This window comes from Scandinavium sp. (genome assembly GCF_051650185.1).
Classification (GTDB): Bacteria; Pseudomonadota; Gammaproteobacteria; order Enterobacterales; family Enterobacteriaceae; genus Scandinavium.
The window spans coordinates 1-18,773 of record NZ_JBOFIN010000157.1; the positions used below are offsets into that span (position 1 = coordinate 1).

At 55.0% G+C, this 18,773-nt stretch carries 17 protein-coding genes and 1 other RNA gene; 4 read left to right on the forward strand and 14 right to left on the reverse strand.

Annotation, left to right across the window (positions count from 1 at the left end; genetic code table 11):
• Positions 1-165: 165 nt before the first annotated feature.
• The 8 genes from ACRCWW_RS21695 to ACRCWW_RS21730 all read right to left on the reverse strand — a co-directional run bounded on the left by ACRCWW_RS21695 (position 166) and on the right by ACRCWW_RS21730 (position 10,189).
• Positions 166-909 carry an SDR family oxidoreductase gene (locus ACRCWW_RS21695; RefSeq protein ID WP_438684253.1) on the reverse strand — a complete coding sequence of 248 codons (744 nt, stop codon included), beginning with the start codon at positions 907-909 and terminating at the stop codon, positions 166-168.
• A 55-nt stretch (positions 910-964) separates the two neighbouring features.
• The gene (gene gcvP, locus ACRCWW_RS21700) at positions 965-3,838 is read right to left on the reverse strand and encodes an aminomethyl-transferring glycine dehydrogenase (protein WP_438684254.1); all 2,874 of its coding nucleotides are present in this window, start codon (positions 3,836-3,838) and stop codon (positions 965-967) included.
• A gap of 123 nt (positions 3,839-3,961) precedes the next feature.
• Positions 3,962-4,351 carry a glycine cleavage system protein GcvH gene (gene gcvH, locus ACRCWW_RS21705; RefSeq protein ID WP_330982773.1) on the reverse strand — a complete coding sequence of 130 codons (390 nt, stop codon included), beginning with the start codon at positions 4,349-4,351 and terminating at the stop codon, positions 3,962-3,964.
• Between the two features lie 27 nt (positions 4,352-4,378).
• Positions 4,379-5,473 carry a glycine cleavage system aminomethyltransferase GcvT gene (gene gcvT, locus ACRCWW_RS21710; RefSeq protein ID WP_438684255.1) on the reverse strand — a complete coding sequence of 365 codons (1,095 nt, stop codon included), beginning with the start codon at positions 5,471-5,473 and terminating at the stop codon, positions 4,379-4,381.
• A gap of 421 nt (positions 5,474-5,894) precedes the next feature.
• Complete coding sequence (ubiI, locus tag ACRCWW_RS21715; protein ID WP_438684256.1) at positions 5,895-7,097, reverse strand: FAD-dependent 2-octaprenylphenol hydroxylase; 1,203 nt, start codon at positions 7,095-7,097, stop codon at positions 5,895-5,897.
• Positions 7,098-7,108: 11 nt separating this feature from the next.
• A complete protein-coding gene (gene ubiH, locus ACRCWW_RS21720; RefSeq protein ID WP_438684257.1) occupies positions 7,109-8,275 on the reverse strand; it encodes a 2-octaprenyl-6-methoxyphenyl hydroxylase in 1,167 nt (388 codons plus the stop codon).
• Positions 8,272-9,585 (reverse strand): Xaa-Pro aminopeptidase, encoded by a 1,314-nt coding sequence (gene pepP, locus ACRCWW_RS21725; RefSeq protein ID WP_438684258.1) that lies wholly within the window; start codon positions 9,583-9,585, stop codon positions 8,272-8,274. The genes ubiH and pepP overlap by 4 nt, the downstream gene beginning before the upstream one ends.
• Positions 9,586-9,610: 25 nt before the next feature.
• Positions 9,611-10,189 carry a YecA/YgfB family protein gene (locus ACRCWW_RS21730; protein ID WP_330982768.1) on the reverse strand — a complete coding sequence of 193 codons (579 nt, stop codon included), beginning with the start codon at positions 10,187-10,189 and terminating at the stop codon, positions 9,611-9,613.
• Between the two features lie 166 nt (positions 10,190-10,355).
• On the opposite strand from ACRCWW_RS21730, the gene zapA reads away from it, so the two are divergent.
• The 3 genes from zapA to ACRCWW_RS21745 all read left to right on the forward strand — a co-directional run bounded on the left by zapA (position 10,356) and on the right by ACRCWW_RS21745 (position 11,525).
• Complete coding sequence (gene zapA, locus ACRCWW_RS21735) at positions 10,356-10,685, forward strand: cell division protein ZapA (RefSeq protein ID WP_330982767.1); 330 nt, start codon at positions 10,356-10,358, stop codon at positions 10,683-10,685.
• Positions 10,686-10,726: 41 nt separating this feature from the next.
• A non-coding RNA gene (gene ssrS / locus ACRCWW_RS21740) (6S RNA) lies at positions 10,727-10,910 on the forward strand.
• 18 nt (positions 10,911-10,928) lie between these two features.
• Entirely contained in the window at positions 10,929-11,525 is a 597-nt protein-coding gene (locus ACRCWW_RS21745) for a 5-formyltetrahydrofolate cyclo-ligase (RefSeq protein WP_438684259.1), read from the forward strand.
• 93 nt (positions 11,526-11,618) lie between these two features.
• Here ACRCWW_RS21745 and serA read toward each other — a convergent pair whose 3' ends face one another.
• Both serA and rpiA read right to left on the reverse strand, forming a co-directional pair.
• On the reverse strand, positions 11,619-12,851 hold the full coding sequence (gene serA / locus ACRCWW_RS21750; RefSeq protein WP_438684260.1) for a phosphoglycerate dehydrogenase: 1,233 nt from the start codon (positions 12,849-12,851) through the stop codon (positions 11,619-11,621).
• A gap of 264 nt (positions 12,852-13,115) precedes the next feature.
• Positions 13,116-13,775, reverse strand: coding sequence for a ribose-5-phosphate isomerase RpiA (rpiA, locus tag ACRCWW_RS21755; RefSeq protein WP_438684261.1), 660 nt, complete (start codon positions 13,773-13,775; stop codon positions 13,116-13,118).
• 161 nt (positions 13,776-13,936) lie between these two features.
• Here rpiA and argP point away from each other — a divergent pair, with 161 nt between their 5' ends.
• Positions 13,937-14,830, forward strand: coding sequence for a DNA-binding transcriptional regulator ArgP (gene argP, locus ACRCWW_RS21760; RefSeq protein WP_097162070.1), 894 nt, complete (start codon positions 13,937-13,939; stop codon positions 14,828-14,830).
• A gap of 46 nt (positions 14,831-14,876) precedes the next feature.
• Here argP and ACRCWW_RS21765 read toward each other — a convergent pair whose 3' ends face one another.
• From ACRCWW_RS21765 to fbaA, 4 genes are all read right to left on the reverse strand, one after another.
• A complete protein-coding gene (locus ACRCWW_RS21765; RefSeq protein WP_438684262.1) occupies positions 14,877-15,650 on the reverse strand; it encodes an oxidative stress defense protein in 774 nt (257 codons plus the stop codon).
• Between the two features lie 89 nt (positions 15,651-15,739).
• Complete coding sequence (gene argO, locus ACRCWW_RS21770) at positions 15,740-16,375, reverse strand: arginine exporter ArgO (RefSeq protein WP_438684263.1); 636 nt, start codon at positions 16,373-16,375, stop codon at positions 15,740-15,742.
• Positions 16,376-16,569: 194 nt separating this feature from the next.
• Entirely contained in the window at positions 16,570-17,433 is an 864-nt protein-coding gene (locus ACRCWW_RS21775) for a small-conductance mechanosensitive channel MscS (protein ID WP_438684264.1), read from the reverse strand.
• A gap of 194 nt (positions 17,434-17,627) precedes the next feature.
• Positions 17,628-18,707, reverse strand: a complete 1,080-nt coding sequence (gene fbaA, locus ACRCWW_RS21780; protein WP_438684265.1) for a class II fructose-bisphosphate aldolase — start codon at positions 18,705-18,707, stop codon at positions 17,628-17,630.
• Between the last annotated feature and the right edge of the window lie 66 nt (positions 18,708-18,773).

An 18,773-nucleotide genomic window follows, 5' to 3' on the forward strand; every position in this document is an offset into this window, starting at 1 on the left:
AGAACAAACTCGGTACGTAATGACATGGTATCTCTCGCATCCCAGGGCATAAGCGACTCCATAAACGGGTTCTTATGCCTTAGTTGTAAGTGTCTACCATGTCCCCGAACAAGTGTTCATGATGTCTCCGGACCGTACAGGGGAGAGGGTTAGGGTGAGGGGGAATTACCGTCCGCCCGATAACTCCATAAAACTGCCCGTCACGTAAGAAGCTTTATCGCTCAGCAGCCAGACAATCGCCTGCGCCACCTCTTCCGGCTGACCGCCGCGCTGCATCGGCAGCATCGACTTCACCCTGTCAACCCGGCCCGGCTCGCCGCCGGACGCGTGCATTTCGGTATAAATCAGACCAGGACGCACACAGTTCACCCGAATGCCCTGCGCTGCCACTTCCAGCGCCAGCCCGGTCGTTAAGCTATCCACCGCCCCTTTAGAGGCCGCATAGTCAACATATTCGAAAGGCGCCCCCAATCTCGAAGCCGCCGAAGAGACATTCACGATAGCCCCGCCTTTGCCGCCATGTTTGTGCGACATCCGCTTCACGGCTTCCCGGCAACACAGAAAATATCCGGTGACGTTGGTGCTCAGCACGCGGTTGATTCGTTCCGCGCTTAGCCCTTCAATGGTGCTTTGCTGGAACAAGATCCCGGCGTTATTGACCAATGCGGCCAGCGGTTCGCCTTCTCTGTCCAGTGCCTCGAACATGGCCAGCACCTGTGCTTCATCGCTGATATCCGCTCGCACGGCGAAGGCTTTTCCCCCTGCGGCGATGATGTCATTCACCACCTGCGTCGCGGCTTTGATGTTGTGGTGGTAATTCACCGCCACGGTATAACCAACCTGTGCCAGAAGCAGCGCGGTCGATTTACCTATCCCACGACTCGCACCTGTGACCAATGCCATTGCCATTTTGTTCTCCCATAGAAAAAGGCGCCGAAGCGCCTTTAAAAGATAGCTGAATCACTTACTGATATTCGCTCATCGGCACGCAGGAGCAGAACAGGTTACGGTCGCCGTAAACGTCATCCAGGCGTTTCACCGTCGGCCAGTATTTGTTCGCCATGCCGGCCGGGAACACCGCCAGTTCGCGGGTGTAACCATGATTCCACTCGGAAACTAACTCGTTCTGAGTGTGCGGCGCGTTGACCAGCGGGTTGTCTTCCAGCGTCCACTCGCCCTGTTTCACTCGGGTGATTTCGCTGCGAATCGCCAGCATTGCCTCGATGAAACGATCGAGTTCAACTTTGCTTTCTGATTCCGTCGGTTCAACCATCAACGTGCCCGCTACCGGGAAGGACATGGTCGGCGCGTGGAAGCCGTAATCGATAAGACGTTTGGCGATATCCAGCTCGCTGATGCCCGTTTCTTCTTTCAGTGGGCGAATATCGAGAATGCACTCGTGCGCCACGCGACCATCACGGCCGGTGTACAGCACCGGATAAGCATCCTGCAAACGGGTCGCGATGTAGTTGGCATTCAGGATTGCCATCTGGCTCGCTTTCTTCAGCCCTTCCGCGCCCATCATGCGGATGTACATCCAGCTGATTGGCAGAATGGATGCGCTACCAAACGGTGCTGCGGAAACCGCGCCCTGACGGGTCAGCATGCCTTCAATCTGCACCACGCTGTGGCCTGGCACAAACGGAGCCAGGTGCGCTTTCACGCCAATTGGACCCATGCCCGGGCCGCCGCCGCCGTGCGGGATACAGAAGGTTTTATGCAGGTTGAGGTGTGAAACGTCCGCGCCGATAAAGCCCGGAGAAGTGATGCCGACCTGCGCATTCATGTTCGCGCCGTCGAGATAAACCTGGCCGCCGTACTGATGCACAATCTCGCACACTTCGCGGATAGTCTCTTCATACACACCGTGAGTTGACGGGTACGTCACCATGATGCAGGAGAGGTTCGGGCCAGCCTGCTCTGATTTCACGCGCAGATCCGCCAGATCGATGTTGCCTTGTTTGTCACAGGCCACCACGACAACCTGCATCCCTGCCATCTGTGCGGATGCCGGGTTGGTACCGTGCGCTGAGCTTGGGATCAGACAGATATCGCGATGCCCTTCATTGCGGCTTTCATGATAGTGACGGATGGCCAGCAGGCCTGCGTATTCACCCTGCGCGCCGGAGTTCGGCTGCATGCACAGTGCGTCGTAACCGGTCAGTTTCACCAGCCAGTCGGAGAGCTGGTTGATCATCTGATGATACCCTTCCGCCTGATCGGCCGGGCAGAACGGATGCAGTTCTGCAAACTCAGGCCAGGTGATGGGGATCATCTCTGCCGCCGCATTCAGCTTCATGGTGCAGGAACCCAGCGGGATCATCGCCTGGTTCAGCGCCAGATCTTTGCGCTCCAGAGAGTGCATATAGCGCATCATCTCGGTTTCGCTGTGATAGCGGTTGAACACCGGATGCGTCAGGATTTCATCTTCGCGCAGCATCGCCTGCGGAATCGAACGGCTGTCGTGCGCCACGTCTTTATCCAGCGCGTCCACGTTCAGACCGTGGTTGTCGCCCAGCAGGACGCTGAACAGCGCCAGCACGTCTTCGCGAGTGGTGGTTTCATCCAGCGTGATGCCCACAGCGTTGAGGATGTCGCTACGCAGGTTAATTTCTGCGGCTTCAGCACGAGCCAGCACGGCGGCTTTGTCGGCAACTTCCACGCACAGGGTGTCGAAGAAGTGCTCATGACGCAGCTTCAGGCCTTTTTGCTGCAAGCCCGTCGCCAGAATATCGGTCAGGCGGTGGATGCGGCCTGCAATGCGCTTCAGGCCAACCGGGCCGTGGAAGACGGCATACAGGCTGGCGATATTTGCCAGCAGCACCTGAGAAGTACAGATGTTGGAGTTCGCTTTCTCGCGGCGAATATGCTGCTCACGAGTCTGCATCGCCATGCGCAGCGCAGTGTTACCGGCGGCATCTTTAGACACGCCGATAATACGGCCTGGCATGGAGCGTTTAAATTCATCTTTCGCCGCGAAGAACGCTGCGTGTGGGCCGCCGTAGCCCATTGGCACACCAAAGCGTTGTGCAGAGCCGAAGACGATGTCTGCGCCCTGCTTGCCAGGTGCCGTCAGCATCACCAGCGCCATAAAGTCAGCGGCAACGCTCACCACGATTTTGCGTTCTTTCAGCTCAGCAATCAGCTTGCTGTAGTCGTGAACTTCACCGGTGGTGCCCACCTGTTGCAGCAGCACGCCGAACACATCCTGGTGATCGAGCGCTTTGTCAGCGTCGTCGACAATCACTTCAAAGCCAAAGGTTTCTGCGCGAGTGCGAACCACATCCAGCGTTTGCGGGTGAATATCCGCAGCAACGAAGAAGCGGTTAGCGTTTTTCAGTTTGCTGACGCGCTTAGCCATCGCCATGGCTTCTGCCGCGGCGGTCGCTTCGTCCAGCAGGGAAGCCGATGCGATATCCAGCCCGGTTAAATCCAGCGTGACGGTTTGATAGTTCAGCAGCGCTTCCAGACGGCCCTGTGAGACTTCCGGCTGATAAGGCGTGTAAGCGGTGTACCAGCCTGGGTTTTCCAGCATGTTGCGCTGGATAACTGGCGGCAGCTGCACGGCGGTGTAGCCCATGCCAATGTAAGACTTAAAGCGCTTGTTGCGGCTGGCGATGGCTTTCAGCTCAGCCAGCGCGGCGAACTCGGTCGTCGCTTCACCGACCTGCGGTGGCGTTGCCAGCTGAATGTCCTGCGGCACGATCTGGCCGGTCAGCGCATCCAGCGACTCTGCGCCCACGGCGTTCAGCATGTCCTGCTGCTGTGCCGCATCCGGGCCAATATGGCGTTCAATAAAAGCGCCGCGATTTTCAAGCTGACTTAGCGTCTGTGTCATGAGCGAGGGTTCCTGAAGCGTGCAGTGAATAGTGTTCTGTCATTCCCGTCGAAAAGGAATGGGGGGAGGAGGCGCATTCCCCCTCTCCCCGACCCTCTCCCCAAGGGAGAGGGGGATAATGAATTACTCGTCTTCTAACAGAGCTTCGTACGCAGTGGCATCCAGCAGCGCGGCAACTTCAGCTTCATTGCTGGCTTTGATTTTGAAGATCCAGCCTGCGGCATACGGCTCGCTGTTCACCAGTTCAGGGGAATCGCTCAGCTCATCGTTGACGGCCACGATTTCACCGCTGATTGGCGCGTAGATATCGGAGGCCGCTTTCACGGACTCAGCCACTGCACAGTCATCGCCTGCTTCTACGGTTTTGCCCACGTCTGGCAGGTCAACAAACACCATGTCGCCCAGCAGCTCTTGTGCGTGCTCGGTGATCCCAACGGTGTAAGAGCCGTCTGCTTCTTTACGCAGCCATTCGTGTTCTTTGCTGTATTTCAGTTCTGCCGGTACATTGCTCATTAAAATTTCTCCAGAAAAAATAATCGATTACACGACGGCTTTGCCGGCGCGTACAAAAACAGGTTTGGTCACTTTGACCGGCATTTCACGATTGCGAATTTGCACTACCGCTGTTTCGCCGATACCTGCCGGAACGCGAGCCAGCGCGATGCTGTAGCCAAGCGTTGGCGAGAAAGTGCCGCTGGTGATAATGCCTTCGTGCTGATTGCCCTGAGCATCGCTGAAGCGGACTGGCAGCTCACCGCGCAGTACGCCTTTTTCCGTCATGACCAGGCCAACCAACTGTTCGGTGCCATGCTGACGCTGTGACTCCAGCGCTTCACGCCCGATAAAATCACGGTCTGCCGGTTCCCACGCAATAGTCCAGCCCATGCTTGCCGCCAGAGGTGAAACGCCTTCGTCCATCTCCTGACCATACAGGTTCATGCCCGCTTCCAGACGCAGCGTGTCGCGTGCACCCAGACCGCAAGGCTTCACGCCGGTCTCGACCAGCGCGTGCCAGAAATCAGCAGCTTTTTCATTTGGCAGCGCGATTTCATAGCCTGCTTCGCCGGTATAGCCGGTTGTGGCGATAAACAAATCGCCTGCCTGCACGCCAAAGAACGGCTTCATGCCTTCAACGGCTTTGCGTTGTTGGTCATTGAGCAGACTGCCAGCTTTCGCCTGAGCATCCGGGCCCTGAACGGCAATCAGCGCCAGGTCGTCTCGCACGGTGATGTCAATGCCGTACGGCTCAGCGTGCTGAGTGATCCAGGCAAGGTCTTTTTCGCGGGTGGCGGAGTTAACAACGAGACGGAAATAGTCTTCAGTGAGGAAATAAACGATCAGATCATCAATGACCCCGGCGGAGGCATTGAGCATGCCGGTGTACAGCGCTTTGCCGGGTTTGGTCAGTTTGGCCACGTCGTTGGCGAGCAGGTAACGCAAGAATTCGCGAGTGCGGCTGCCGTGTAAATCGACGATGGTCATGTGGGAGACATCGAACATGCCAGCGCTGGTGCGTACGGCGTGGTGCTCATCGATTTGTGAGCCGTAGTGCAGCGGCATCATCCAGCCATGGAAGTCCACCATGCGGGCACCGCACAGCGTGTGTTGTTCATACAAAGGCGTCTGTTGAGCCATTTTGTCCTCGTTGAGTCAGCGGGGCCAGCCAGGTGCTTTGTGAGCAAAAACGCTGCACAAAGCCCAGCGTCGACACCACTCCTGGGCATCGACGCAAACGTTCTCTTTTGCCTGACGTTACCACCGAAGACCGTGGTAAACCATAAGGCAGAGCAATCCATCAGATTAGCTTATGACCAAAATGCTGGAAAAACTCTACAGAACGATCGTCTGGCTTACTGCGACTAATGCCACATAAAATTAACATCAAAGCAAAATATTCAGCGCATGATGGTATTTCATGTGGGAAATCGGGCGAATTTTCCGTAGGGATTTTTTAGCTGGATTAAAAAAACTAATGCGAAAAAGTGCGTAAAATTAGATTATTTCAAACGAGGAGAGAAAACCCGACGTGGCCGCCGGGCTGAGAAATGTGATCGGCTTAACGCAGCCAGCGAGGAAGATCGTTCAGGCCCATAGCCTGACGAATGAGCTGCGGTTTGACACCGGGGAGCGTATCGGCAAGTTTTAACCCGATATCGCGCAGCAGTTTTTTCGCCGGGTTGACGCCAGCGAACAGTTCGCGGAAGCCCTGCATACCGGCAAGCATCAACGCAGCGCTGTGCTTACGGCTGCGCTCGTAGCGACGCAGATAGAAATGCTGACCAAAGTCTTTCCCTTGCGCGTGCAGGCGACGAATCTCTTCAATCAGTTCTGCCGCATCCATAAAGCCCAGGTTCACACCCTGTCCCGCCAGAGGATGGATGGTATGCGCGGCATCTCCCACCAGCGCTAAACGGTGCGCGGCAAACTGACGTGCGTATCGCCCCGTTAACGGGAAGACCAGCCGTTCGCTCTCAACCTGACAAAGGCCAAGGCGGTTATCGAACGCCACGCTGAGCGCCTGATTGAACGCGGCTTCATCAGCATGCTGCATTTTTTCAGCATCCTGCGGCGACAAAGACCAGACGATGGAACACAGATGCGGATCGCTCAGTGGCAGAAACGCCAGAATACCTTCTCCGTGAAATGCCTGTCTCGCAATCGCCTGATGCGGCTCAGCCGTACGGATGGTCGCCACCAGCGCGTGATGGCGATAATCCCAGGAGGTAAGCGCAATATCTGCCTTATTGCGCAGCCACGAGTTGGCGCCATCAGCGCCAATCACCAGGCGGGCGGTCAGCATGCTGCCATCTTTCAGGCTGAGAAACGCTTCGTTTTCCCCCCAGGCGACCTGCGCCAGTTCGGCGTTTGCCAATAAGGTCACCTCCGCACAGCGCTGCGCTTTTTGCCACAGCGCATGATTAATTACGCTGTTCTCCACGATATGCCCCAAATGGCTGAAACCAAGGCTTTCGTCATCAAAGCTTATGCGGCCGAAGCTGTCCTGATCCCACACTTCCATGCCGTGATAACGGCTGGCGCGCGTACCAATAATGTCGGCCCAGACATCAAGGCGGGTGAGTAATTTTTCGCTGGCGGCGTTGATGGCTGAAACACGAAGCTGCGGCGCAGCATCTTGCGCGACCGGCTGCGGTTCGTTTTGTTCGATTACCGCCACTCGCAATCCGCTGCCCTGTAAACCACACGCGACAGCCAGCCCCACCATTCCACCACCAACGATAGCGATATCAACACTTTGCACTGAAAAACCCCTTATCTCGCTACTCTGCCGAGGGTACGTTGAGCCAGCACGTCACGCGCCGGACTGAATAATTCCATGGCCATCAGGCCGAGGTTGCGCCCGGCGACCAGCGGCGCCCAGCGATTTGCGAACAGATGCACTAAGCCATCCGTCACGCCGATGGTCGCATTTTTGTCGGTATCACGGCGCTTTTGGTACTGGCAAAGCAAGGCATAGTCGCCCGCATCGTCTGCCTGTGCCAGCATCTCCGCCAGCGACATCACATCACGCAACCCTAAGTTGAAGCCCTGACCGGCTATCGGGTGCAGCGTTTGCGCCGCATTGCCCACTAACGCTAAACGGTGCGAAACAGCACGCGTCGCGGTCATCAAAGAAAGTGGATAAGCGCTGCGGCTGCCGCTGTGCGTAATGCGCCCCAGACGCCAGCCAAAGGCTTGCTGAAGCTCATGACAAAAACGTTCATCAGCCCAGCTGAGCACATCATCGCGATTATCCAGAGGATGGCACCACACCAGCGAGCAACGCCCATCTGACATCGGTAACATCGCCAACGGGCCATGCTGCGTGAAACGCTCGAACGCTCGCCCTTGATGGGGTAACGCCGTGGTCACATTAGCAATGACGGCCAGCTGTTCATAAGGCTGCTGCTGCCAGGCAATGCCGCACTGTTCACCAAGGGCTGAACGGGAACCGTCAGCCGCCACCAGCAATTTGCCTGTCAGGACGGTGCCATTGTCCAGCGTGACGTCGACCCGATCCTGGCTTCGGCTAAACTGTTCGACTCGCGCCGGGCAGTGCAAGGTGACGCCAGGGGCTTTGCGCAACATGGAGAAGAGACGCTGGCCGACATCATGCAATTCCACTACCTGCCCCAGGGCGGGCAAGTGGTAATCCTCTGCCTCAAGCGTGACAAAACCCGCATGGCCGCGATCGCTGACGTGCACGGTGCGAATGGCCGTTGCGCAATCGCGAATCGCCTGCCAGATACCGACTCGCTCAAGCTGCTGGCAAGTTCCAGCCGCAAGCGCAATGGCCCGGGCATCAAACCCGGGGTGTTGCTGAGACTCAGGCGAAACCGCTTCAACCAGATGGACAGGTAACTGCCCTTTACTGAGATGAGAAAGGGCTAACGCAAGCGTTGCCCCCGTCATTCCTCCGCCGACGATGATGACACTCATGCTTTTTGCGCCGCCATCAGCGCTTCAATATCATCAGCCTGCTTCACCACGCTTGCCGTGAGGTTCTCGTTTCCGGTTGCCGTGATCACAATGTCATCTTCGATGCGAATGCCGATGCCACGATAGCGCTCTGGCACATCAGCATCCGGCGCAATGTACAGGCCGGGTTCCACGGTTAACACCATACCGGGTTCCAGCACGCGTGAGCGATCAGGACCGTAATAGCCCACATCATGCACATCCATTCCCAGCCAATGACTCAGGCCATGCATGAAGAATTTACGGTGTGCGTTGTCAGTGATGAGCTGATCGATATCGCCCTGCAAAATGCCCAGTTTCACCAGCCCCGTAACCATAATGCGCACGACTTCGCCGGTCACATCCTGAATCGTTGTGCCTGGGCGATAGAGCGAGAGCGCCGTTTCGAGGGAGTCGAGCACGATGTCGTAAATCTCACGCTGGGCTGGGCTGAACTTGCCGTTTACCGGGAAGGTGCGCGTGATATCACCCGCATAGCCTTGATATTCACAGCCCGCGTCAATCAGGACTAAATCGCCGTCGCGCAGTTCGAATTCATTTTCGGTGTAGTGAAGAATGCAGCCATTTTCGCCGCCGCCAACAATCGTGTTGTATGAAGGGTAGCGCGCGCCATGGCGGTTAAACTCATGATGAATTTCACCTTCAAGCTGATACTCGAACATGCCTGGCCGGCATTTTTCCATCGCACGCGTATGCGCCAGCGCGGAGATCTCCCCTGCCCGGCGCATAACGTCGATTTCTTCTGCCGATTTGAACAAGCGCATTTCATGAACCAGCGGTCGCCAGTCAACGACTGAAGACGGCGCTTTCAGGTTCTGGCGCGAGCCTTTACGCAGCTTATCCAGCGCAGCGAATACAATGTTATCCGCATAAGCATACTCGCCCTGAGCGTGATACACCGCATCCAGACCGTTGAGGAGCTGATAAAGTTGCTCGTCGATTTCACTGAACGCCAGCGCTCGATCCACACCCAGTTTCTCGGGCGCGGCTTCCTGGCCTAAACGGCGGCCAAACCAAATTTCAGCTGTCAGATCGCGGACGCGGTTAAACAGCACGCTGTGATTGTGGGTGTCATCACTTTTGATCAGCACCAGCAGCGCTTCCGGTTCGTTAAACCCGGTGAAGTAGCTAAAATCACTGCTTTGGCGATACGGGTATTCCGTATCCGCGCTGCGAATAGCTTCCGGTGCGGCGAAGATCAGTGCCGCGCTGCCGGATGGCATTTGCGCCAGCAGCTTCTGCCGACGCTGAAGGTATTCCTGCTGTGTCATGACACCCTCCAGAGCATTCTTGTTTTTAGTGTAAGGTCGGTTTCTGCACTTCCGGCGCGGTAGGCTGCGGATGCGTGAAGGTATCGTGGCACAACAAAGCGGCTACTCGCACGTACTCAACGATCTCCTCGAGCGACATCTCCAGCTCTTCCTGATCTTCATCTTCGTCGTAGCCGAGTTGCGCAATGTTACGCAGATCGTCAATGGCTTCGCCGGTTTCACCTTTCACTTTATCCAGCTTCGGCTGAGTCACGCCCAGGCCTAACAGGAAGTGGTTGACCCAGCCCGCCAGCGCATCGGCGCGCTCGAAGACGCTGACTTCATCACCGTCCGGCATGTAAAGCTGGAATAAAAAGCCTTCATCTTCCAGCGCATCGCTGGTGACCGCGTGGATCTTACGCAGCACTTCAGCCAGTTGATGGCCAAATGCCATCCCTTCATTGGTCAGGTCATGAACCAACGGCAGCCAGCTGCTGTCTTTGTTGCCGCCACACAGCATGCCGCTAATCAGCCCGTGCATCTCAGCAGGCGTTAGGCCTACTCCCTGCTGGTTAAGTAACTGGTTAACGTCGTGGTAACCAGGCATTTCATTCTGTATAGACATGCGCATTCGTCGTCGTTGGGGGGAAGTTCATGTTATGCTACCACTTTGGACCCTGGTGAACCAGAAAAGGGCTTGTATGTTCACACTGGGGTAGCTATAGTGTCGCCCCTTCGCGGACCCCAGTGCGGGATGCGGAGGCAGCGCAGTCAATCAGCAGGAAGGTGGCATGTCTGCAGAACCCGTCGATATCCAAATTTTTGGCCGTTCACTGCGAGTGAATTGCCCGCCTGAACAAAGGGATGCCCTTAATCAGGCCGCGGACGATCTGAATCAGCGGTTGCAAGATCTAAAAGAACGCACTAGAGTCACAAATACTGAGCAGCTGGTGTTTATCGCCGCCCTGAATATCAGCTACGAGCTGACGCAGGAAAGAACGAAGACCCGTGACTACGCTGCCAGTATGGAAACCCGAATTCGGATGCTCCAACAGACCATCGAACAAGCGCTGCTTGATCAGGGTCGCATTACCGAAAGAACGGCGCCCAACTTTGAATAACACTTCATGGTTAACTATGGTAGAGTGACCCTGAAGACCAAATTTCTCTGAGATGTTCGCAAGCGGGCCAGTCCCCTGAGCCGATATTTCATACCACAAGAATGTGGCGCTCCACGGTTGGTGAGCATGCTCGGTCCGTCCGAGAAGCCTTAAAACTGTGACGACACATTCACCTTGAACCAAGGGTTCAAGGGTTACAGCCTGCGGCGGCATCTCGGAGATTCCCTACCTTCCTCTTCTGCCATGACACGACATTCTGTAGTCACTTCATCAAGACAACTCATTCGCCAGACTATCCGGCAACAGCGCCGCGCGCTAACCGCCGAACAACAACGTCATTTCGCTCAACAAGCTGCTTCACGCATGATGGCCTATTCGCCCGTTGTGATGGCGCATACTGTGGCTTTGTTTCTCTCTTTTGATGGCGAGCTGGATACCCAACCGTTGATCGAGCAACTTTGGCGTAGCGGCAAGCGAGTCTATTTGCCGGTTCTGCATCCTTTCAGCCCGGGAAATCTGCTGTTTCTGCATTACCATCCTCATTCTGAATTAGTATTTAACCGCCTGAAAATTCATGAGCCTAAGCTGGATGCACGAGATGTTTTGCCGCTCGACGAGCTGGATGTTCTGATAACGCCGCTGGTTGCCTTTGACAGCCAGGGTCAACGTCTGGGGATGGGCGGTGGTTTTTACGATCGCACCCTGCAAAACTGGCAGCAACATGGCCTGCATCCCGTTGGCTATGCGCATGATTGCCAGCACGTTGATGCCTTGCCGGTGGAAAAGTGGGATATCCCGCTGCCTGCGGTGGTGACGCCTACGAAGGTGTGGAGTTGGTGAATTTGTTGCCCGGTGGCGCTGCGCTTACCAGGCCTACAAAAATCGTAAATACGTCGGCCCGGCAAGCAAGGCGCCGCCGGGCAATCATATCAATCAGTAAAGCAGACGAGCGCGAATCGTCCCCGGAATCGCCTTCATGCTTTGCAACGCTTTCTCTGCGACATCTTCTTCCGCTTCGATATCAATAACCACATAGCCCATTTGCGGCGTGGTTTGCAGATACTGCGCGGCGATGTTCACGCCTTGCTCAGCAAAAATCTGGTTGATGGCCGTCAGTACGCCAGGACGGTTTTCGTGAATGTGTAGCAGACGGCGGCCACCGTGTAATGGCAGAGAAACTTCAGGGAAGTTCACCGCAGACAGCGTGGAACCGTTATCGGAGTACTTCGAGAGTTTACCCGCCACTTCCAGACCGATATTTTCCTGCGCTTCCTGAGTCGAACCGCCGATGTGTGGAGTCAGGATGACGTTGTCGAATTCGCACAGTGGAGAAGTGAACGGATCGCTGTTGGTTGCCGGCTCCGTTGGGAACACGTCAATCGCCGCACCTGCGAGATGCTTACGTGCCAGCGCATCGCACAACGCAGGAATATCCACTACGGTACCGCGAGCGGCGTTGATCAGCAGAGAACCGGGCTTCATCAGCGCCAGTTCTTCCGCACCCATCATATTTTTGGTGGATGCATTTTCCGGAACGTGCAGACTCACCACATCGCTCATGTTCAGCAAGTCAGACAAATGCTGAACCTGGGTCGCGTTACCCAGTGGTAGTTTGTTTTCGATATCATAGAAGAACACGTGCATGCCCAGCGATTCCGCCAGAATGCCGAGTTGGGTGCCGATATGCCCGTAACCGATGATCCCGAGCTTTTTACCACGCGCTTCAAAACTGCCCGCCGCCAGTTTATTCCAGATACCGCGGTGCGCTTTGGCGTTCGCTTCAGGAATGCCACGCAGCAGCAGCAGCAGCTCGCCAATCACCAATTCAGCCACTGAGCGGGTATTGGAGAACGGGGCGTTGAAGACTGGTACGCCGCGTTTGGCCGCAGCGTTCAGATCAACCTGGTTGGTGCCGATACAGAAGCAGCCAATTGCCACCAGCTTTTCAGCCGCCTGGATAATCTCTTCGGTTAAATTCGTACGGGAGCGCAGGCCGATGAAATGGGCATCACGGATCGACTCTTTCAGTTGCTCAGCGTCGAGCGCGCCTTTATGAAACTCAATGTTGGTGTAGCCTGCCGCACGAAGGCTATCGAGTGCTTTTTGGTGCACACCTTCGACCAGCAGAAACTTAATCTTGTCTTTTTCCAGCGATACCTTAGCCATTTCCCCGCCCTGTCTTTCTTGTCGTGATGTTGTGGTGAACGAATGTCCACCCGAGCCAACATATCAAAAAAATCTATTGCGGCAATATGAACGTTTGCGTCGGCATCCTGAGGAAATGTCATTCAGCGGTAATTGTCAGCATAAAATGCTGGGTGGGAATCCACACACAGTGCGTAATTGAGATGAAGCCATGAAATGTGACACAAGTCACCAAATTTAACCTGGCTGAAATTTTTTACGGGGGCAGCCTGCGCCCCCGTCAGATCATTTTACGATGGTTTTCACGCCATCAGCCGTACCAATCAGCGCCACGTCTGCGCCACGATTGGCAAACAGTCCAACGGTGACCACGCCAGGAATACCGTTGATGGTATTTTCCAGCGCGACAGCATCAAGAATTTCCAGACCATGCACGTCAAGGATCACGTTGCCGTTATCCGTCACCACATTCTGACGATATTCCGGACGACCACCCAGCTTCACCAGCTCACGAGCCACCGCGCTGCGCGCCATTGGGATCACTTCCACCGGCAGCGGGAATTTGCCCAGAATCGCCACCTGCTTGGAAGCATCAGCGATGCAGATAAACTTGTCAGCCACGGACGCGATGACCTTCTCGCGGGTCAACGCTGCGCCACCGCCTTTGATCATCTGCATGTGATCGTTAATTTCGTCCGCGCCATCGACATAAATGCCGAGACGATCCACTTCATTGAGATCAAAAACGTGAATACCGAGGCTTTTCAGCTTTTCGGTTGAAGCATCCGAGCTGGAGACTGCCCCTTCAATCTGGCCTTTCATCGTGCCCAGCGCATCAATAAAATGCGCCGCGGTGGAGCCGGTGCCCACCCCTACGATGGTGCCCGGTTGGACGTATTGAAGTGCTGCCCAGCCAACTGCTTTTTTCAGTTCATCCTGCGTCATGGTTTTTGCCTGTGGTGTGATGGGATGGCGCGCATTATAGATCATTCATGCCAGAAATGTCCGCGCAGCGCCCTTGTGAACGTCGCCAATTTCGATCTGTATCAAACGTAAATTTATGTCATAGTGCGAGGTAACGAAGAATAAGGAGCCCGTCAGAACACATGAAACGTCCGGACTACAGAACACTACAGGCACTGGATGCGGTCATTCGGGAACGCGGGTTTGAACGCGCCGCACAAAAGCTGTGTATTACCCAGTCCGCCGTCTCCCAGCGTATTAAACAGCTGGAAAATATGTTCGGCCAACCGCTGCTGGTGCGTACTGTTCCACCGCGTCCTACGGAGCAAGGTCAGAAATTGCTGGCTCTGTTGCGTCAGGTTGAACTGCTGGAAGAAGAGTGGCTCGGCGATGAGCAAACCGGCTCCACGCCGCTGCTGTTGTCACTGGCGGTGAACGCCGACAGCCTGGCGACCTGGCTGTTGCCTGCCCTTTCGGCCGTTCTTTCTGATTCCCCCATCCGCCTGAACATTCAGGTGGAAGATGAAACCCGTACCCAGGAACGTTTACGTCGGGGCGAAGTCGTTGGTGCAGTCAGTATCCAGCCGCAGGCGCTGCCGAGCTGCCTGGTCGATCAACTTGGTGCTCTGGACTATCTGTTCGTGGCATCAAAGTCGTTTGCGCAACGTTACTTCCCAAATGGCGTAACACGCTCTGCCCTGCTCAAAGCCCCGGTTGTTGCGTTTGATCATCTGGATGATATGCATCAGGCGTTCCTGCAACAGCACTTCGATTTACCGCCGGGCAGCGTGCCGTGCCACATCGTCAACTCGTCCGAAGCCTTCGTCCAGTTAGCCCGCCAGGGCACCACCTGCTGTATGATCCCGCATCTGCAAATTGAACGCGAACTGGATAGCGGAGAGCTTATCGACCTGACGCCTGGCCTGTTCCAGCGCCGGATGCTCTACTGGCATCGCTTCGCCCCGGAGAGCCGCATGATGCGTCGGGTGACGGACGCGCTGCTGGAATATGGGCATAAGGTTTTACGCCAGGATTAAACAGAAAAGCCGGGAAATCCCCGGCTTTTTTATGAAAGACTCTCTGCTACTGAGCGGGTTTCTGCGGCTCTGGCGTCTTCTCAGGCTCCGCCGCTTTCTGCGGTGCTGCCTGAGTCGGTTCTAGCTGGAACACCACATCAACCTGATCGTCGAACTGAATGGTCGGCTGCTCGTAAGTTTCCTGCGCGTCTGCTGCTGGAGCCGCACTCGCTTTCATCATCCGTACCATTGGGCTCGGCTGATAGTTAGAAACGTGGTAGCGCACGCTGTACACCGGCCCCAGTTTCGCGTTGAAACCGGAAGCCAACGCCGTTGCCTGATGAATCGCATCATCAATGGCCGCTTTACGTGCTTTATCCTTATACTCATCCGGTTGCGCAACGCCCAGTGAGACGGAACGAATTTCATTCAGCCCCGCTTTCAGTGCGCCGTCCAGCAGTGAGTTCAGTTTATCAAGCTGACGCAAAGTGACTTCCACCGTACGCACGGCACGATAACCTTTCAGAATGCTTTTACCATTCTGGTAGTCGTAATCCGGTTGGGTACGCAGGTTCGCAGAGCTGATGTCTTTTTTGGCGACACCGTTCTGCTCAAGGAAAGAGAGATACTGACCAACACGATCGTCCGCTTGCTTCTTGGCCGATGCCGCGTCTTTCGCTGCAACGTTCACTTCGATTGCCAGCGTGGCGATATCGGGTGCCGCATCAACGCTTGCCGTGCCTGAGGTGACAATGTGCGGTCCATCCGGCAATTCATTTGCCTGCACCGACACTGTACTTAATCCCACTAATGCCGCCAGGGCCATCACTTTAAACTTCACTGTCGTTCCTCCATGTTACGTATTCACCCGAAACAGGGCGCATGCCTGCAAGCTTAGCTTCTGAGGACTAAATGTCCATAAGACATGGCTTAGTTGAACAAGGCGTGAACATGGGAGATCCCTTCTTTTGCCAGTTGAAAAGCGATAAACCACATCACCAGGCCCACCAGTAAATTGATGATGCGTTGCGCCCGAGCCGTGCGCAGACGTGGAGCAAGCCAGGCGGCCAGCAAAGCCAGGCCAAAGAACCATAAAAACGAGGCGCTGACGGTGCCCAGTGCAAACCAGCGCTTCGGTTCCACATCCAGTTGCCCGCCCAGACTTCCCAGCACCACAAACGTATCCAGATAGACATGCGGATTAAGCCACGTCACCGCCAGCATTGTGGCGATAATTTTCCAGCGCCCCTGCTTCATCACTTCCGTACTCGCGAGCTCCAGATTGCTGCCCATCGCCGTTTTCAGCGCACCAAATCCGTACCACAATAAAAAGGCTACGCCGCCCCAGGTGACGCCCGCCATTAACCATTCTGACTGCATCAGCAAAGCACTTCCGCCAAAGATGCCTGCGCATATCAAGAGCAAATCACTGAGGGCGCAGAGAAAAGCAATCATGATGTGATACTGACGGCGGATGCCCTGATTCATCACAAAAGCGTTCTGTGGCCCAAGAGGCAGGATCATGGCAGCGCCAAGGGCAAGCCCCTGAAAATAATAAGATAACATGATTAATTTCTCTGAATTACTTGTCGATGGCGAGACTATAGCGCGGGCATAACATTAGAGGAAATGGATAATTTTAATACCTTATTAGCTACATTAATAATTGGCGTGAGCAACTTTTTTCGCATAGCTATTCATTTAAAGTAAATAGAAAACGAAAAGCCCGCTTAAAGCGGGCTTGTCGTTAACGAGTAAGACTACGCGGCCTCGGCCTGCTCTTTCGCCCGTTTGAAGTTCACATCCATTTGTGGGAACGGGAAGCTGATACCGTTGGCGTCAAAGTCGCGTTTTACGCGCTCCAGCACATCCCAGTAGACGTTTTGCAGGTCGCTGCTTTTGCTCCAGGTACGGACAACAAAATTCATGGCGGATGGCCCAAGCTCATTCAGGCGAACCGTCATTTCACGATCTTTGATGATGCGTTCATCTGACTGAATGATGTTGGTGAGCAGCTGTTTGACCTTATCGATGTCAGAGTCATACGCCACCCCAATGATGAATTCATTGCGACGAACCGGTTCGCGGGAGAAGTTAATGATGTTCCCGGCGATGATTTTCCCGTTCGGGATAACCACGATTTTGCCATCCACGGTGCGCATGGTGGTGGAGAAAATCTGCACATTAAGCACAGTGCCAGCCACGCCGCCCAGATCAACATACTCGCCGGCACGGAATGGGCGGAACATCACCAGCAGCACGCCTGCCGCCAGATTGGACAGCGAGCCCTGCAATGCCAGACCGACCGCTAAACCTGCGGCACCCAGAACGGCGATAACGGAAGCCGTCTGGACACCGACGCGCCCCAGGGCGGCAATCAATGTGAAAGCGATAATGGCGTAACGCAGCATCGCGGAAAGGAAGTCAGCCACGGTGGCATCAATCTGCCGGGCGCGCATCACACGGTTTACCGCATTGGACACCAGTCGGGCAACAATCATCCCGACGATAATAATGGCGATCGCGGCGACGATATTCACCGCATAGCTCAGCAGCAGCGCCTGATTGCGCACCAGCCACGAACCAGCATGATTAATACTGTCGACAACATTCAAATCTTCCATCTGATAATCCTTATAGCAACCCAAAAGGGAACACAAAACTCGACGACTCTGCAAAAAGGCAGTCTGTTAAGGTTAAACAAGAATCGTCTGTAATGCCAAACAGATCACAAAATCAGAGGGAATCATCATGTTGAAAAAGCAATAAAAAAGCCCGCTATTAAGCGGGCTTAGGGCAGAAAACGAAAGGCAAAAAATTACAGAACGTCAACCGCGTTCAGTTCTTTGAATGCCTGCTCCAGACGCGTGATCATGGAGGACTGAGCTGAGCGCAGCCATACGCGCGGATCGTAGTATTTCTTGTTCGGCTGGTCGTCGCCTTTCGGGTTGCCCAGCTGGCCCTGCAGGTAAGCTTCGTTGGTTTTGTAGTATTGCAGGATACCGTCCCAGGTTGCCCATTGGGTGTCGGTATCGATGTTCATTTTCACTACGCCGTAGCTTACGGAGTCTTTGATTTCCTGAGCAGAAGAACCGGAACCGCCGTGGAAGACGAAGTTCAGGCTGTTGTGCGGCAGGTTGTGTTTTTTGGACACGTATTCCTGAGAATCACGCAGGATAGTCGGGGTCAGAACCACGTTACCTGGCTTGTAAACACCGTGTACGTTACCGAAAGAAGCCGCGATGGTGAAACGTGGGCTGATAGCGTTCAGTTTGGTGTAAGCGTAGTCAACGTCTTCTGGCTGAGTGTACAGGGCAGAAGCGTCCATGTGGCTGTTGTCCACACCGTCTTCTTCACCACCGGTGCAACCCAGTTCGATTTCCAGGGTCATGCCGATTTTGGACATGCGCGCCAGGTATTTGGAACAGATTTCGATGTTCTCTTCCAGAGACTCTTCAGACAGGTCAATCATGTGAGAAGAGAACAGTGGCTTACCGGTAGCCGCGAAGTGTTTTTCACCCGCATCCAGCAGACCGTCGATCCACGGCAGCAGTTTCTTCGCGCAGTGGTCAGTGTGCAGGATAACCGGAACACCGTAGTGCTCAGCCATCTGGTGAACGTGATGCGCACCAGAGATTGCGCCCAGGATTGCTGCGCCCTGAGGAACGTCGGTCTTCACGCCTTTACCCGCGATGAAAGCAGCACCACCGTTAGAGAACTGAACGATAACTGGCGCTTTAACCTTCGCAGCAGTTTCCAGAACCGCGTTGATGGAGTCAGTGCCGACGCAGTTTACTGCTGGCAGAGCGAAGTTGTTTTCTTTAGCTACCTGGAAAACTTTCTGTACGTCGTCACCTGTGATGACGCCCGGTTTTACGAAATCAAAAATTTTAGACATGTTACGTAGTCCTGTATCTTCGGCCGAAAAAAGAGGTGCGAGCCTTAAGCACGCTGAAAATGGGGT